The organism is Amycolatopsis pithecellobii, assembly GCF_009707865.1.
GTDB lineage: Bacteria > Actinomycetota > Actinomycetes > Mycobacteriales > Pseudonocardiaceae > Amycolatopsis_E > Amycolatopsis_E pithecellobii.
Genome location: NZ_WMBA01000028.1, coordinates 62,974 through 77,597, shown reverse-complemented (window position 1 = coordinate 77,597; position 14,624 = coordinate 62,974). Strand labels below are relative to the sequence as shown.

At 69.2% G+C, this 14,624-nt stretch carries 14 protein-coding genes and 1 other RNA gene; 10 read left to right on the top strand and 5 right to left on the bottom strand.

Features of this window, described 5'->3' with window-relative positions; genetic code table 11:
- Window positions 1-6: 6 nt before the first annotated feature.
- Window positions 7-726, top strand: coding sequence for a Clp protease N-terminal domain-containing protein (locus GKO32_RS18795; protein WP_154758179.1), 720 nt, complete (start codon window positions 7-9; stop codon window positions 724-726).
- Here GKO32_RS18795 and gnd read toward each other — a convergent pair whose 3' ends face one another.
- Window positions 727-2,166 (bottom strand): NADP-dependent phosphogluconate dehydrogenase, encoded by a 1,440-nt coding sequence (gnd, locus tag GKO32_RS18790; protein ID WP_154758178.1) that lies wholly within the window; start codon window positions 2,164-2,166, stop codon window positions 727-729.
- A gap of 186 nt (window positions 2,167-2,352) precedes the next feature.
- Here gnd and GKO32_RS18785 point away from each other — a divergent pair, with 186 nt between their 5' ends.
- On the top strand, window positions 2,353-3,216 hold the full coding sequence (locus GKO32_RS18785; RefSeq protein ID WP_154758177.1) for a helix-turn-helix domain-containing protein: 864 nt from the start codon (window positions 2,353-2,355) through the stop codon (window positions 3,214-3,216).
- 24 nt (window positions 3,217-3,240) lie between these two features.
- Here GKO32_RS18785 and GKO32_RS18780 read toward each other — a convergent pair whose 3' ends face one another.
- Complete coding sequence (locus tag GKO32_RS18780; protein WP_154758176.1) at window positions 3,241-3,405, bottom strand: hypothetical protein; 165 nt, start codon at window positions 3,403-3,405, stop codon at window positions 3,241-3,243.
- Window positions 3,406-3,409: 4 nt separating this feature from the next.
- Window positions 3,410-3,880, bottom strand: coding sequence for a hypothetical protein (locus tag GKO32_RS18775; RefSeq protein ID WP_312868102.1), 471 nt, complete (start codon window positions 3,878-3,880; stop codon window positions 3,410-3,412).
- A 164-nt stretch (window positions 3,881-4,044) separates the two neighbouring features.
- Between GKO32_RS18775 and GKO32_RS18770 the strand changes: the two genes are divergently transcribed.
- A complete protein-coding gene (locus tag GKO32_RS18770) occupies window positions 4,045-4,296 on the top strand; it encodes a DUF397 domain-containing protein (protein WP_154758175.1) in 252 nt (83 codons plus the stop codon).
- Between the two features lie 125 nt (window positions 4,297-4,421).
- Here the strand turns inward: GKO32_RS18770 and GKO32_RS18765 are convergent, their stop codons facing one another.
- Complete coding sequence (locus GKO32_RS18765; protein WP_154758174.1) at window positions 4,422-4,973, bottom strand: hypothetical protein; 552 nt, start codon at window positions 4,971-4,973, stop codon at window positions 4,422-4,424.
- Between the two features lie 132 nt (window positions 4,974-5,105).
- Between GKO32_RS18765 and GKO32_RS18760 the strand changes: the two genes are divergently transcribed.
- Together GKO32_RS18760 and GKO32_RS18755 are read left to right on the top strand one after the other, a co-directional pair.
- Window positions 5,106-5,855 carry a response regulator transcription factor gene (locus GKO32_RS18760; protein ID WP_154758173.1) on the top strand — a complete coding sequence of 250 codons (750 nt, stop codon included), beginning with the start codon at window positions 5,106-5,108 and terminating at the stop codon, window positions 5,853-5,855.
- Complete coding sequence (locus GKO32_RS18755; RefSeq protein WP_154758172.1) at window positions 5,833-7,335, top strand: sensor histidine kinase; 1,503 nt, start codon at window positions 5,833-5,835, stop codon at window positions 7,333-7,335. Before GKO32_RS18760 ends, GKO32_RS18755 begins: the two co-directional genes overlap by 23 nt.
- Before the next feature lie 15 nt (window positions 7,336-7,350).
- Here the strand turns inward: GKO32_RS18755 and GKO32_RS18750 are convergent, their stop codons facing one another.
- Window positions 7,351-7,905, bottom strand: coding sequence for a TetR/AcrR family transcriptional regulator (locus GKO32_RS18750; RefSeq protein WP_376765976.1), 555 nt, complete (start codon window positions 7,903-7,905; stop codon window positions 7,351-7,353).
- Window positions 7,906-8,006: 101 nt separating this feature from the next.
- On the opposite strand from GKO32_RS18750, the gene GKO32_RS18745 reads away from it, so the two are divergent.
- The 5 genes from GKO32_RS18745 to GKO32_RS18725 all read left to right on the top strand — a co-directional run bounded on the left by GKO32_RS18745 (window position 8,007) and on the right by GKO32_RS18725 (window position 14,594).
- Window positions 8,007-8,945 carry an NADP-dependent oxidoreductase gene (locus GKO32_RS18745; RefSeq protein ID WP_154758170.1) on the top strand — a complete coding sequence of 313 codons (939 nt, stop codon included), beginning with the start codon at window positions 8,007-8,009 and terminating at the stop codon, window positions 8,943-8,945.
- 120 nt (window positions 8,946-9,065) lie between these two features.
- Window positions 9,066-10,292 carry a bifunctional glycosyltransferase family 2/GtrA family protein gene (locus GKO32_RS18740; protein ID WP_154758169.1) on the top strand — a complete coding sequence of 409 codons (1,227 nt, stop codon included), beginning with the start codon at window positions 9,066-9,068 and terminating at the stop codon, window positions 10,290-10,292.
- Between the two features lie 13 nt (window positions 10,293-10,305).
- Entirely contained in the window at window positions 10,306-12,153 is a 1,848-nt protein-coding gene (locus tag GKO32_RS18735; RefSeq protein WP_154758168.1) for an ArnT family glycosyltransferase, read from the top strand.
- A 10-nt stretch (window positions 12,154-12,163) separates the two neighbouring features.
- An RNA gene (gene ffs, locus GKO32_RS18730) (signal recognition particle sRNA small type) lies at window positions 12,164-12,262 on the top strand.
- A gap of 235 nt (window positions 12,263-12,497) precedes the next feature.
- On the top strand, window positions 12,498-14,594 hold the full coding sequence (locus tag GKO32_RS18725) for a DNA polymerase III subunit gamma and tau (RefSeq protein WP_312868101.1): 2,097 nt from the start codon (window positions 12,498-12,500) through the stop codon (window positions 14,592-14,594).
- The last annotated feature ends 30 nt before the right edge of the window (window positions 14,595-14,624 follow it).

Sequence of the window (14,624 nt, the reverse complement as noted above, 5' to 3'; positions counted from 1 at the left end):
TGACGCATGACGAGTCCCGTTCGACTCGACGATCTGATCGAGTCCGTCAAGAACCAGCACCCGGGCGCGGGTGCCCTCCAGCAGTTGTCCGACGCGATGCTGATGGCCGAGCAGGTCGGCGAGATCGCCGACCATCTCATCGGTCATTTTGTCGACCAGGCAAGGCGATCCGGCGCATCCTGGGCCGATATCGGGGCCAGCATGGGGGTTTCGAAGCAGGCCGCGCAGAAACGCTTTGTGCCCAAGGGAGTCAGCGTGGAAGACGTCGACCTCAGCGGCGGCTTCGAACGCTTCACCCCGCGCGCGCAGCAAGTCGTCGTCGAGACACAGGAGTTGGCGCGCCGGCTCGGGCACACCGAGATCACGCCAGGGCACCTCACGCTCGGCGTGCTCGGCGACGGCACAGCACTGGCAGCCAAGATGATCATCGCGCTGGGTGTGTCGCTTGAGGACGTTCGTGGCGCTGCGGCCGATGCCCTGCCACCTGCCACCGGGAAGAAGACCGAGGGCGTGATCCCGTTCTCCGGCGCCGCCCGTAAGGTTCTCGAACTCACCTTGCGGGAAGCGTTGCGGCTGGGGCACAACTACGTCGGCACGGAACATATCTTGTTGGCACTACTGGAAAACGAGGCCGGTGACGGTCCACTCACCGCCACCGGCCTCGACAAGAACGCGGTCGAATCAGCCCTCCGGAGCGCGCTCGAAGCGATCACCGGGAAGTCCTGATCAGGCCGGCGACTCGGCCCGCTCCGAAGTCGCCCACGCGGTGTGGAACGAGCCCTCCCGGTCGACGCGACGGTAGGTGTGCGCACCGAAGAAGTCGCGCTGCCCCTGCACGAGCGCGGCCGGGAGCCGTTCCGCGCGCAGCCCGTCGTAGTACGCGAGCGCGGTGGCGAAACCGGGCGTCGGGATGCCCAGCCGGACCGCGGTCGCGATCACCGAACGCCACGAGTCCTGCGCGTCCTCCACGGCCTTGCGGAAGTCACCGGAGGTCAGCAGCGTCGGCAGGCCCGGCTCGGCGGCGTACGCGGCGGACACGTCGTCGAGGAACTTCGCGCGGATGATGCAGCCGCCGCGCCAGATCTTCGCCACCGCACCGAGATCGATATCCCAGCCGTACTCGGCGCCACCGGCCTGGATCTGGTTGAAGCCCTGCGCGTACGCCACGATCTTCGACGCGTACAGCGCGCGTTCGACGTCATCGGCGAAGGTCTCGGCCGCCGCGCCGGACAGCGGAGTCCGCGACGGGCCGGGGAGCCCACGGCTGGCCGCCCGCAGGTTCGCGCTGCCGGACAGCGAACGCGCGAACACGGCCTCGGCGATCCCGCTGATCGGCACCCCGAGATCGAGTCCGATCTGCACGGTCCAGCGGCCGGTGCCCTTCTGCTCGGCCTGGTCGGTGACGATGTCCACGAACGGCTTGCCGGTCGCGGCGTCGGTGTGCGCGAGCACCTCGGCCGTGATTTCGATCAGGTAGGAGTCGAGGCGCCCGGTGTTCCAGGTGCGGAACACGTCGGCGATCTGCGCCGGCTCGTAGCCGAGTGCGCCACGCAACAGGTCGAAGGATTCGGCGATGAGCTGCATGTCGGCGTACTCGATGCCGTTGTGCACCATCTTCACGAAGTGCCCGGCGCCGTCGGGACCGATGTGCGTGCAGCACGGCGCACCGTCCACTTTGGCGGAAATATCCTCGAAAAGCGGCCCGAGGGACTCGTAGGACTCGGGCGACCCGCCGGGCATGATGCTCGGCCCGTGCAGCGCACCCTCTTCACCGCCGGACACGCCGGTGCCGACGAAGTGCAGTCCCTGCTCGCGCAGCGCCGCTTCGCGTCGGCGCGTGTCGGCGAAGTGCGCGTTGCCCGCGTCGACGATCACGTCGCCCTTTTCCAGCAGCGGCGCGAACTCCTCGATGACGGCGTCCGTGGGGGCACCGGCCTTGACCATGATCACAATCTGCCGCGGCCGTTCCAGCGCGTCGACGAACTCCTGCGCCGAGTACGCCGGGATGAAGTCACCTTCGTCACCGAACTGCTCGACCAGATCGCGCGTGCGCTGCTCGGAACGATTGTGCAGGGCGACAGTATGGCCGTGCCGGGCCAGATTCCGGGCGAGGTTGCGGCCCATGACCGCAAGTCCCGTGACGCCGATGCTCGCCTTCTTACTCATTGTCCGCCTTCCATTTTGGCCTACCGCGAACCCTAGCGCGCTTTCTTGACGCCCTGATGAACGCGCAAGGCTCGGCTACTTTCGGTCATTGGGTAACTGGCGGCCCCCCGGATTTCCTGGAATCCTTGGCGGCTGTCACTATGGCAATCCAGTGTGTGATCAGGTCGAGGGGCCCGGAAGTGAGCGATGGCTAGCACCGTTACTTCGCGGCGCAAGCAACTCGGTAATGAGCTTCGCCACGCCCGCACCGCAGCCGGCATGACCCAGCAGCAGGTCGCCGATGTGCTGCGCTGTACCCAGGGCAAGGTCAACAAGATCGAGTCCGGTGCGGTCGGCGTCAAACTCGGTGACGTGCGGGCGATGCTGGACGCGTTCGGCATCAACGGGGAAGAGTCCGAAGCCCTGATGAACCTCGCCCGCGCCGCGGCAGGGCAACGTGGACACTGGTCGGGCTACCGATCCGTGGTGCCACACTGGTTCCGCACATTCACCGATCTCGAACCGGCCGCCGTCGAGATCATGACGTGGCACGGCGAACGCATCCCGGGGCCGTTGCAGTCCGAGCACTACATGCTCAAGCAGTTCACCGAGTTCGGCGCCACGGACGTCACGTCACTCGTGCGCAACCGGCTGGACCGCAAGGCCGTTTTCGACCAGCCGCAGCCGCCGTACTACCGGTTCATTCTCAGCGAGGCCGCGTTGCGGCGCGCGCCCGGTGGCAAGGCGCCGGCGGTGATGCTCGACCAGCTCGAGCACCTGATGGAACTCGACCGGCGGCAGCGGGTGTACATCCACGTGCTGCCGTTCGACGCCAGGCTCGCGTCCGTGCCCAACGACTTCACGATCATGCGATTCCCGGACCGCACAAGGGATTTCGCCTACATCGAACATTCGGCCGGCGGGATCTACCTCGACGACCAGAAGGACTTCCAGTTGTTCGTGGACGGTTGGGACCGGCTGCGTGGTGCCGCGCTGGAGCGTCAGGAAACCCGGGAATTCCTCAAGGAACTCGCCGAGACCTACCGCGAGGAAATGGCCAAGCGCTTCTGAAAACCGCGCCGTGGCACGGAAAGCTCAGCAGCGGGGTCTGAGCGCGAACTCGATGTGGTACCACCAGACGTGCCGCTGTCGCCGGGGCGCGCCGACGGCCGCGCGACGACGATCGGTCGCGGGGGCTTGGTCCTCGTAACGGTCACGCCGCCGCCCCGGCCGGGTCGCGTCACCGATCCTCACGGTCATTCCGTCATCCCTCCAGTGCATGGCCGCGCGGGGCGCCGCCGACGAGACAGGGCTCGCACGGCATACCGGCGCCGAGGCGCACCCATTCGATCTCGGTCAACGACAGCTCGGTTCCACAGCACGCGGTGACGGTGTCGAACAGCGCGGTGCCGGGTCGCGCCGGGAAGAGATGGACGCAGCGGCGGGTTTCGCCGACGAGCCCCGCGACGGGCCTGCCGATCAGCGTCACCGGGGACGGCCAGTCCGCGCGGAGATACCAGAAGGCCACGGCGTCGCGGTCAAGGCCGAACCACTCGAGCATGTGCGCGAGCGCGTCAGCCGGGTTCGCGACGCCGACCGCCTGCTCGCGGCCGTTGACCTGGCCGACCACCATGAAGGGGGCGGTGACCGTGCGGGCGCGGTCAGCCGCTGCTCCGAGCACGATGCACCTCCCCAGAAGTACGGCCGCCTGCCTGCTGGACAGCAGCTTGATCACCTGGGCGTACCCCGGTGGACCGGATTAATCGTACTCCTGGAATAATCTTGGTGTCGAGTGATCAGTCTTCCGGTCACTCGACTGGACCTGCCCAAGTCCCCAAGCACCAGGCGCTGAGGCCGTTTGCCCGCGGCAGCGCCGCACAAGCACGGAGGTAAGACCCCATGGCGGAACACCCGCGCCCACTGGCTTACGACCCCGAGACGGCCGCCGCGCTGTTCGATGAGGGAGACTGGAAGAAATCTTTCGCCAGTGAGCCGAACGGCGGCAACTGCGTCGAGGTCAACCTCGGCAGCACCGGCCTGATCGGCGTCCGCGATACGAAACTGGCGGACAGCCCGGTGTTCGTTTTCGACGCCGGCGAGTGGGAGGCGTTCCTGACCGGCGTGAAGGCGGGGCAGTTCGACCTCGCGTAACCGGCGCGATTATCGAAGTTCGTGTGTTATTGACCGCGTCGCTCCTGGCGCGGTGAATACGAAAGGCCCGCTTCCGGGTGCCTCCGGAAGCGGGCCTGACCCGCGAGTTGGTCGGAGAAGTCTTGTTACCGCGGCGGTCCCCCTTGCCGGCCCCCGCCCGGGAATCCGCCCCGCTGGGACAGGGTGCCGTCGGTGATACCGGTCGCGGTGGCGGTGTCACCGGAAACCTTCGCCACCACCGTCACGGTCGACCCGGTCGCCGGGTCACCTGCCTTCCGGGTTGACGAGTCGACCGCGTAGGTCTGGGTGTAGGAATCCTTGCTCCGCACCGTGATCGACGTTGCGCTCACCGCGGTGACCTCGCCGGTCTGCATCCGCTCGGTGACATAACTGCCGTTGTCCTCGACGGTGAAGTCGCCGTGTAGCGCGTCGCGCAGGAAGGCCTGCCCGCCGCCGGGTGGGGCGCCGTAGAACCCGCGGCCTCCGCCGGGGCCGCCGAAACCCTGTTGTCCGCTGGCATTCGCGGACGTGCCGGCGTAGATCGCGACCCCGCCGAGCGCGGCGATCACGATGGCCACCGCGATGGCGATCGCGGTGTTGCGGCCGGACCATTTCGACGCGGCCGGTTGTGGATCACCCCAGGCTCGAGGCGGCTGGGGGGTCGTCTCGGTACTCATGGGACCAGCTTCGGTGCCCATACTGTGCGCAGCCTGTGTACGAGGTGGGGACATGCTGTGCGGCCTTTGGCGCACAGCAAACCCACAGGACGCGCACAGGTAAGCCTTACGCGCGCGCCCGAAGATGGGACGATGACCAGCATGAACGCCACCGCGCCCGGTGCGGGCAAGGCCGATCTGCGGCACGCCGACGGCTCGGCTGTGCGCGTGCTCGTCGTGGACGACGAGGAGACGCTCGCCGAGCTGGTGGCGATGGCGCTGCGTATGGAGGGCTGGGAGATCCGCAGCGCGGGCAACGGCACCGATGCCGTGCGCACGGCTCGTGACTTCCGTCCCGACATCGTCGTGCTCGACGTGATGCTGCCCGATCTGAGCGGACTCGAGGTGCTCGCGAAACTGCGTACGGAGGCGCCGCACCTGCCGGTTCTGTTCCTGACCGCGCGGGACGCCGTCGAGGACCGCATCGCCGGGTTGACCGCGGGCGGCGACGACTACGTGACCAAGCCGTTCAGCCTCGAGGAGGTCGTGCTCCGCCTGCGTGCGCTGCTGCGCCGGTCCAGGGTCGTGGCGGCGCGCGAGGGATCCACGCTGGTCGTCGGGGATCTGACCCTGGACGAGGACAGCCGCGAGGTCCACCGCGGCGGCGAACCGGTCTCGCTCACCGCGACCGAGTTCGAGCTGCTGCGCTTCCTGATGCACAACCCCAAACGCGTGCTGTCGAAGGCGCAGATCCTCGACCGGGTGTGGAGCTACGACTTCGGCGGGCAGGCAAACATCGTCGAGCTCTATATTTCCTATCTGCGGAAGAAAATCGACGCGGGCAGGGAGCCGATGATCCACACCATGCGCGGTGCCGGCTATGTCCTCAAACCCACGACCTAGGCGCAGGTTCCTCCCCTCTTCGCTGCGCGGAAAGCTGATCGCGCAGCTCATCGCGTTGCTCGCGGTCGTGTGCCTGGTCGTCGGCGTGGTCACCGAGGTCGCGTTGCGCAGTTTCCTGCTGCACCAGCTTGACGACCGGCTCGTCGCGGCGAGCGACCGCGGCACCCGGGGGCCGCCGCCGGGCACGCCGTCGTTCCCGCCGGGGCAGCGCCCGCCGGACTCGCTGCGGGTGCCGGGGCAGGGGGTCGGCACGCTCAGCGTGCTGATCGAGCCGGGCGGTGGGGTGCGGTCGGGCATCCTGCGCGGCGGGGTGGTGCCGACGCCGTCGGATCCGTTCCCCAGTGACCCGATCCCGCAACAACAGCTGCGGGAGCTGACCCAGCTCCCGCCGACCGGCGCGTTCCACTCGGTCGATCTCGATGGTCTCGGCGAGTACCGGGTCGTCGCCGTCCGCACGTCGTTCGGCGGCACGCTGATCACCGGCCTGCCGCTGGCCGACGTGACCGCGACGCTGTGGCAGCTCGGGCTGATCTTCGGTGCCGTCGCGCTCGGCGGGCTGCTGCTCGCCGGCGGGATCGGCGCCGCCACGGTGCGCCGCACCATGCGGCCACTGGACCGGCTCGCGCGCACCGCGTCGAGTGTGTCGGAATTGCCGCTGGACCGCGGTGAAGTCGCGTTGCCGATGCGCGTGCCCGAAGCCGACACCGACCCGCGGACCGAGGTCGGCAAGGTCGGCGCGGCGTTCAACCGGATGCTCGGGCACGTCGCGGCCGCGCTCGCCGCACGCCAGGAAAGTGAAAGCCGGGTGCGCCAGTTCGTTGCCGACGCCAGCCACGAGCTGCGCACCCCGCTGGCCGCGATCCGCGGCTACGCGGAGCTGACCCGGCGCAGTGCGGACGATGTGCCGGAGGACGTCGCGTTCGCGATGAGCCGGGTCGAGTCGGAATCCGCCCGCATGACGACGCTCGTCGAGGATTTGTTGCTGCTGGCCAGATTGGACGCCGGGCGGCATCGTGTGTACGAACCGGTGGACCTGACCAGGCTGGTGATGGACGCCGTCGCCGACGCGCACGTGGCTGGTCCAGACCATCCATGGTTGCTTGACGTGCCACCGGAACCGCTGCTCGTCGTCGGTGACGCCGACCAGTTGCACCAGGTCGTGCTGAACCTGCTCAACAACGCCCGCACGCACACCCCGCCCGGCACGAAGGTCACCACCCGACTGTCCACTGAGGATGGACGGGTGGTGCTCACGGTCGCCGACGACGGTCCCGGTATCCCGCAAAGCGTATTGCCGGAGGTGTTCGAGCGCTTCGCCAGAGGGGACACGTCCCGCTCACGCGCGGCAGGCAGCACCGGCCTCGGGCTGGCGATCGTGGCCGCCGTCGTCGCCGCACACCAGGGTGAAGTGACTGTCCACAGTGAACCGGGTCGAACGGAGTTCCGGGTACTTTTCCCGTCCGCGGGCCTCGACGCATGAAGGCTTGGCCCGGGTTCAGGCGGGCCGGAGACCGTCCATCAGGAGGTTCAGCAGGCGACTGGCCTTGGCTTCATGCTTGGGCCGGGGGGTCACGGTGAAGATGCCGATGAGGGAGGCGGCGACGTCCTCGGCGGTGACGTCGGAGCGGAGGTCGCCCGCCGCGCGGCCGGCATCGAGAATCATGGTGATGGCCGCCAGTAGGTCGGCCCCGGTCTGTGCATGGGCGATCTCGCCCGACTCGATCATCGCAAGAAGCGTGTCGAGCATGCCGTTCTTGGTCGCGATCCAGTCCCCGAACAAGTCCATCCAGCGCCGCATCGCCGCAGCCGGCGGCAGCCGGCCGAGCAGCTCGCGGGCGCCGGTCGTCAGCCGCACGACCTGGTCCCGGTAGACCGCATCGACCAGCGACTCGCGGGTCGGGAAGTGCCGGTAGAGCGTGGCGATGCCGACCCCGGCCTCGCGGGCGATCGCCCGCATCGACGGCTCGGCGTCAGCCGACATGAACACGCGCGTCGCCACCGCGAGCAACTGGTCGCGGTTACGGGTCGCGTCCGCCCGTGGCGCGCGCATCTCCGCATCAGTCAAAACGGATCACGCTCCGGTTGTGTTAGAGTCGGTCATGTAAACGGAGCATAGTCCGTTTCGATCCGTTCCCCAGGAGACAGGCATACATGCAGGAACAGAGCAGGAGCAGGGCGGTCCGGCTCGATTCATTCGGCGGCCCCGAAGTCCTGGAAATCCAGGAGATTCCCGTTCCGCAAGCCGGCCAGGGACAGGTCCGCATCCGGGTCACCGCGGCAGGTCTTAATCCGATGGACTGGATCATGACCGCCGACGCGGACACCGCCGCCCGGTTCGGCTTGAGCCTCCCGGCCGGGTTCGGGACCGACTACGCGGGAGTGATCGACCAGGTCGGCGCCGGGGTGACCGGCTTCGCACCTGGCGACCGGGTGTTCGGGGGCGCACTGTCCCGCTCTGTCGCCGACTTCGTGGTGGTCGATCCAGCCGGGGGGATCGCGGCGAACGAGGCCCATCACACCCCCGACGGCGTCGACGACCGCACCGCCGCCACCCTCACGATCGCCGGCCGCACGGCGGCCGCCGCCCTCGCCGTGGTCGGCCCCGGCCCGGACGACACAGTGCTGATCGGCGGCGCGGCGGGCGGGGTCGGGGTGTTCGCCGTCCAGCTGGCCCGGCTCGCCGGAGCGCGCGTGATCGGGACGGGATCGGCGACATCGGCCGATTTCCTGCGCGATCTCGGAGCCGAGCCCGTCGCCTACGGGGACGGACTGGCCGACCGGGTCCGAGCTCTCGCACCCGGCGGTGTCACCGCCGCCATCGACCTGCACGGGATGGACACAGTGCACGCCGCACGAGAACTCGGCGTCCCGGACGGCCGCATCTGCACCATCGCCGCGCAAGTCGACGGCGTGTCGTCGGCCAACGGCGCGAACGCCGCTCCCGGCGCACTGGAAGAGATCGCTCGCCTGGTCGCGGCAGGCCAACTCCGGGTGCCCATCGCGGCGAGCTTCCCGGTCGAGGAGATCCGCCGCGCGGCCGAGCTCCAGGCCGGCCGGCACGTGCACGGCAAGATCGTCATCGACCTCTAGAGCCGTATCGACCGGGGTAACGACGGCTAGCCTCCGCAGCCGTGGATACCCAAGACGCTCACAGCATCCGCACAGCGCGGCCACATGGTCACCACAACGGCCACCACCACCGTGGTTCCCATGACCTCCGCAGACGCTTCCCCCGCAGCGGCGCGGGCCATTTCCTCAGCGGCAGGGCCGGTTCTCGACGTGGTCATCCCCGTCTACAACGAGGAGGCCGATCTTGCCCAGTGCGTGCACCGGCTGCACGCCTACCTGCGCGACACCGTGCCCTACGGGTACCGCATCACCATCGCCGACAACGCGAGCACGGATGGCACGCTCGCCGTCGCGGACGGGCTCGCCGACGAGATCCCCGAAGTCGACGTCGTCCACCTGGACCAGAAAGGTCGCGGGCGGGCGCTGAACGCGGTGTGGTCCGCGTCCGACGCGCAAGTGCTGGCCTATCTGGACGTCGATATGTCGACCGATCTCGCGGCGCTGTTGCCGCTGGTCGCGCCGCTCATCTCGGGCCATTCCGATCTCGCGATCGGCTCGCGGCTCGCCCGCGGCGCCCGGGTCGTGCGCGGTCCCAAGCGGGAGATCATCTCCCGTTGCTACAACCTGATCCTGCGTGGCACGCTCGCCGCCAGATTTTCCGACGCACAATGCGGTTTCAAGGCGATCCGCGCCGACGTGGCCAAGCGGCTGCTCCCGCTCGTCGAGGACACCGGCTGGTTCTTCGACACCGAGCTGCTCGTGCTGGCGCAACGGGCCGGACTGCGCACCCACGAAGTGCCGGTCGACTGGATCGACGACCCCCACTCGTCGGTCAACATCATCGCCACCGCCGCCGCGGACCTGCGTGGCGTGGCGCGCATGATCCGGGCGTTCGCGCGCGGGACGCTGCCCGTCGGCGAGCTTCGCGCCCAGCTCGGACGGGAGCCGATCGGAGTGTCCACCCCTGGCGTGCCACCGAAACTGGCGACGCAGCTCGTGCGGTTCGCGGCGATCGGCGTCGGCAGCACCCTTGCCTATCTGCTGCTGTTCGTGGTGCTGCGCGGCGGATTCGGGGCGCAGGCGGCGAATCTCGTCGCACTCCTGCTTACCGCGGTCGCCAACACCGCGGCCAACCGCCGCTTCACCTTCGGCGTCCGCGGCACGCACGGCGCCGGGCGGCACCAGTTCGAGGGCCTGATCGTGTTCGGCCTCGGGCTGGCGCTCACCAGTGGTGCACTCGCGCTGCTGCATTCCGGGAGTGAGCCGGGCCGCGCCGCTGAACTGATCGTGCTGGTACTGGCCAATCTCGCCGCCACCGTGCTGCGTTTCCTGTTGTTCCGCAACTGGGTCTTCCGTAAGAGCCGATAGGAGAATCTCGCCGATGACGACCGCGTCCGCCGCTCCGCGCCAAGCCGTGCTGCCGCGCCTGGCCGCTCGCACCACGGGGCGGTCACGGTGGGTCCGGCCCGCCGTCGCCGTGCTGCTGCTCGCGACCGCCGCGCTGTATTTCTGGAACCTGAGCGCATCCGGCTACGCCAACGATTTCTACGCGATGGCGGTCCAGGCCGGGACCAAGAACTGGGAGGCGCTTTTCTTCGCCTCGCTCGATCCCGGCAACGTGATCACCGTCGACAAACCACCCGCCGCGATGTGGCTGATGGCCTTGTCCGGCCGCGTGTTCGGTTTCTCCAGTTGGAGCATGCTCGCGCCGAATGCGTTGTGCGGCGTGGGTTCCGTCGGCCTGCTGTATCTGACCGTGCGGCGCACGAACGGTCCCGCGGCCGGGCTGCTCGCGGGTTCGGTGCTGGCGCTGACCCCGGTCGCGGCCGTGATGTTCAAGTTCAACAACCCGGATGCGCTGCTGGTGCTGCTGATGACGCTCGGCGCCTGGTGCACCGTTCGCGCGCTGGAGAAGGCGGGCACTTGGTGGCTCGTGCTCGCCGGTGTCGCGATCGGGTTCGGCTTCATCACCAAGATGCTGCAAGCGTTTCTGGTGCTGCCCGCGTTCGTGCTGGTGTACCTCGTCGCCGCGCCGACCGGGCTCGGCAAGCGGGTCCTGCAAGTGCTCGCGGCCGGGCTCGCCGTCGTGGTGTCCGCCGGCTGGTACGTCGCCGTGGTCGCGCTGTGGCCGGCGTCGAGCCGCCCGTACATCGGCGGATCCACCGGCAACAGCGCCCTCGAACTCGCCCTGGGCTACAACGGTCTCGGCCGGATCTTCGGTGGTGACGGGAATCGCGCCGGAGGTGGCGGCGGTGGTGGCATGTTCGGCGGCGCCACCGGGATCACCCGGATGTTCGGCGAGTCCATCGGTTCGGAGATTTCGTGGCTGCTGCCGGCCGCGTTGATCGCACTCGTCGCCGGGCTGTGGTTCACGCGGTTCGCCCCGCGCACCGACCCCCGGCGCGCCGGGCTGCTGCTGTGGGGCGGCTGGACCGTGGTCACCGCGGTGGTGTTCAGTTACATGAGCGGCACCATCCACCCGTACTACACGGTCGGGCTCGCGCCGGGCATCGGCGGACTGGTCGGTATCGGTGCTGTCGAACTGTGGCGCGGACGGCACAACTTCACCGCCCGCATCGCACTGGCGCTCATGCTCGCGGTCACCGGGGTCTGGAATTTCATCCTGCTCGACCGGGTGCCGTCGTGGCAGCCGTGGCTGCGGTACCTGATCCTGTTGCTCACCGCGATCGTCACGCTCGGCCTGCTGTTCGGTGCCGACCGGGTGCGCCGGGCGGGAGTCGTGCTCGGCGTCAGCGCGCTGATCACCGGGATGCTCGGCACGACCGCGTACGCCGTGGTCACCGCCGCGCGGCCGCACATCGGATCGATTCCCGCGTCCGGGCCCGCGCAGGCCGCCGAAGCCGGTGGTTTCGGCGGTGGTTTCGGCGGTGGTCAGGCCGACAGCCAGGTGGTCGCGCTGCTGAAGAACACCACCACGAAATGGGCCGCCGCGACGAGCGGTTCCCAATCGGCCGCGGGCCTCGCGCTCGGCTCCGACAAGGCGGTGATGGCGATCGGTGGCTTCAACGGCGGCGACCCCGCGCCGACCCTCGCGCAGTTCCAGCAGTACGTCGCCGACAGGCAGATCACGTACTACGTCTCCGGCGGCACGGGTGGTTTCGGCGACCGTGGCGGCTCGATCAGCAGCTGGGTCGAGCAGAACTTCACGGCGACGACGGTCGGCACCACGACGATGTACGACCTGACCCAACCCCTGATCGCCCAGTGACCTACACTGGGCGACGGACCCCCGCGGCGTCCACCCTGTGAACCTCCCCAGGGCCGGAAGGCAGCAAGGATAAGCAGGCTCTGGCGGGTGCGGGGGTCCCCTTGTTCGGTGGTCTTCGACCACCTTCCCGCCGGCCGCACCCTTCATTGCATCTGGGGGCTGAGCCCCCAGACCCCCACGGCGCGAGCTCCTCGCCCTGGCGAGCGCCGGTCCTGTGTGGTTTCGACCAGCCCCCGTTGCCCGCGCGAGTTGAGCGTTCGGTGTGCGCGAGTGTGCGTGCGGGGGTGGTGGTGGCTTCTCCTGGTGTTTCGTGGGGTGTCGGGGGTGGGCGGTAGTCTCGCGGCGTGGCTTTGGCTCTTTATCGGAAGTATCGGCCCTCGACCTTTGCGGAGGTCGTGGGGCAGGAGCATGTCACCGAGCCGCTGCGCACCGCGCTCGCGGCTGGGCGGATCAACCATGCCTACTTGTTCTCCGGGCCCCGCGGGTGTGGGAAGACGTCCAGCGCGCGGATCATGGCGCGTTCGCTCAACTGCGTCGAGGGGCCGACGCCCGACCCGTGTGGCAAATGCGATTCGTGCCGGGCGCTGGCGCCGGAGGGTACGGGCAGTATCGACGTCACCGAGCTCGATGCGGCGAGCCACGGTGGTGTCGACGACGCGCGTGAGCTGCGGGACAAGGCTTTCTACGCGCCCGCCGAGTCGCGCTACCGCGTGTTCATCATCGACGAGGCCCACATGGTCACCACGCAGGGTTTCAACGCCCTGCTCAAGATCGTCGAAGAGCCCCCGGAACACTTGATCTTCATTTTCGCCACCACCGAGCCGGACAAGGTGCTGCCGACGATCCGTTCGCGCACACACCATTATCCGTTCCGGCTCATCCCGCCGCGCGCGATGCGCGAACTGCTGGAACGCAACGTCGCCGCCGAAGGCATCCCTGTCGAGCCCGCCGTGTACCCGCTCGTGATCCGCGCCGGCGGTGGTTCGGCGCGTGACACACAGTCGGTTCTCGACCAGCTTCTCGCCGGCGCCGGACCGGAAGGTGTGACGTACCAACGTGCCTTGTCGCTCCTGGGGGTCACCGACGTCGCGCTGATCGACGACATGATCGACGGGCTCGCGACCGAGGATTCGGCTGCGGTGTTCGGCACGGTCGAGCGACTGGCCGAAGCAGGCCACGATCCACGCCGGTTCGCCTCGGATCTGCTGGACCGCTTGCGTGATCTGGTGCTCGTCCGCTCGGTGCCCGACGCGGCGGCGCGGGGTTTGGTGTCCGCGCCTGAGGACGAACTGACCCGGATGACCGCGCAGGCCGAACGCGTAGGGCTCGGCACGCTGACCCGGTACGCCGAGATCGTCCACAATGGACTGCTAGAGATGCGTGGCGCGACGGCGCCGAGGTTGTTGCTGGAACTGCTGTGCGCGCGCATGCTCCTTCCGTCCGCTTCGGACAGTGAGGCGGCGATGCTGCAACGCCTGGAACGCCTCGAGCGAGGTGGCGTCGCGGCCTCGGCGGGCGCTCCCGCGCCGGAGCGGTCCTACCAGCGTCCGTCCCAACGCGCAGCCGAGGGACGGCCGGCAGCTCCCGGCCCCGCCGCGGAGCCTGGTCGTCCCGCTCCGGAAGCCGCTCGCCTGGCCGCGGAATCGGCCCGTTCTGCTGGGGACGCCACCCGCCCGGCGCCGGAGCCTGGTCGCCCAGCGCCGGAGGCCGCGCGCCTTGCGGAATCCGCCCGATCTGGGCCGACCAGCCCCACCCCGGAGTCCGGCCGCCCAGTTGCGGCACCCGCAGGAACGGCCCCGGCCAACGCAGCGTCCGCCGATCCGGGTCCGGCTGCCACGGAAACCGTTGTGGCACAAGGGGAGTCGGGCGGCGTGGATGCGGCGGCGATCCGCAATGTCTGGTCGGCCCTGCTCGCCGCGATCCGCAAGACGAGCCGTAGCACCGAGGCGATGCTCACGCACGCGACGGTGCAGAGTGTCGAGGGCTCGATGGTCGTGCTGTCGCACACCGCGGAACCGTTGGCACGCAGGCTTTCCGAGCCCCGCAACGCGGACTTCATCGCGGCCGCACTACACGAGGTCCTCGGCGGTACCTGGCAAGTGCGCTGCGTCCACGGCGGCAGCGGCGGCGGCTCGGCACGCCCGAATGGCGCCGGCCCACGACCGCAGCCGGGCCCGACGCAGCGCGAGGCACCGCAACAACAACCGCGCACGTTCCAACGGCCGACCGCTCCCGCCGCACCCCCCAAGCCCCAGCCGGTGACGACCGAACCGGACATCCCGCTTCCGCCGGAACCGGACGAGGACGAGGTCGAGCTGCTGGCCGAAGAGTCACCCCTTCCTGGCGGCCTCTCTCCGATCCCAGCGGCCCCCGCAATCGACCACGACGAGGCGGCGCACCGTCTCCTCGCGGAACACCTGGGCGCCCGCCCCCTGGACTGACCGGCTCACACTCCCGGCCATCGCGGCGGC

Coding starts and splice junctions, on each gene's coding strand:
- GKO32_RS18795 (WP_154758179.1), top strand. CDS start 7: ATGACGAGTCCCGTTCGACTCGACGATCTGATCGAGTCCGTCAAGAAC.
- gnd (WP_154758178.1), bottom strand. CDS start 2,166: ATGAGTAAGAAGGCGAGCATCGGCGTCACGGGACTTGCGGTCATGGGC.
- GKO32_RS18785 (WP_154758177.1), top strand. CDS start 2,353: ATGGCTAGCACCGTTACTTCGCGGCGCAAGCAACTCGGTAATGAGCTT.
- GKO32_RS18780 (WP_154758176.1), bottom strand. CDS start 3,405: ATGACCGTGAGGATCGGTGACGCGACCCGGCCGGGGCGGCGGCGTGAC.
- GKO32_RS18770 (WP_154758175.1), top strand. CDS start 4,045: ATGGCGGAACACCCGCGCCCACTGGCTTACGACCCCGAGACGGCCGCC.
- GKO32_RS18765 (WP_154758174.1), bottom strand. CDS start 4,973: ATGAGTACCGAGACGACCCCCCAGCCGCCTCGAGCCTGGGGTGATCCA.
- GKO32_RS18760 (WP_154758173.1), top strand. CDS start 5,106: ATGACCAGCATGAACGCCACCGCGCCCGGTGCGGGCAAGGCCGATCTG.
- GKO32_RS18755 (WP_154758172.1), top strand. CDS start 5,833: ATGTCCTCAAACCCACGACCTAGGCGCAGGTTCCTCCCCTCTTCGCTG.
- GKO32_RS18750 (WP_376765976.1), bottom strand. CDS start 7,905: ATGCGCGCGCCACGGGCGGACGCGACCCGTAACCGCGACCAGTTGCTC.
- GKO32_RS18745 (WP_154758170.1), top strand. CDS start 8,007: ATGCAGGAACAGAGCAGGAGCAGGGCGGTCCGGCTCGATTCATTCGGC.
- GKO32_RS18740 (WP_154758169.1), top strand. CDS start 9,066: ATGACCTCCGCAGACGCTTCCCCCGCAGCGGCGCGGGCCATTTCCTCA.
- GKO32_RS18735 (WP_154758168.1), top strand. CDS start 10,306: ATGACGACCGCGTCCGCCGCTCCGCGCCAAGCCGTGCTGCCGCGCCTG.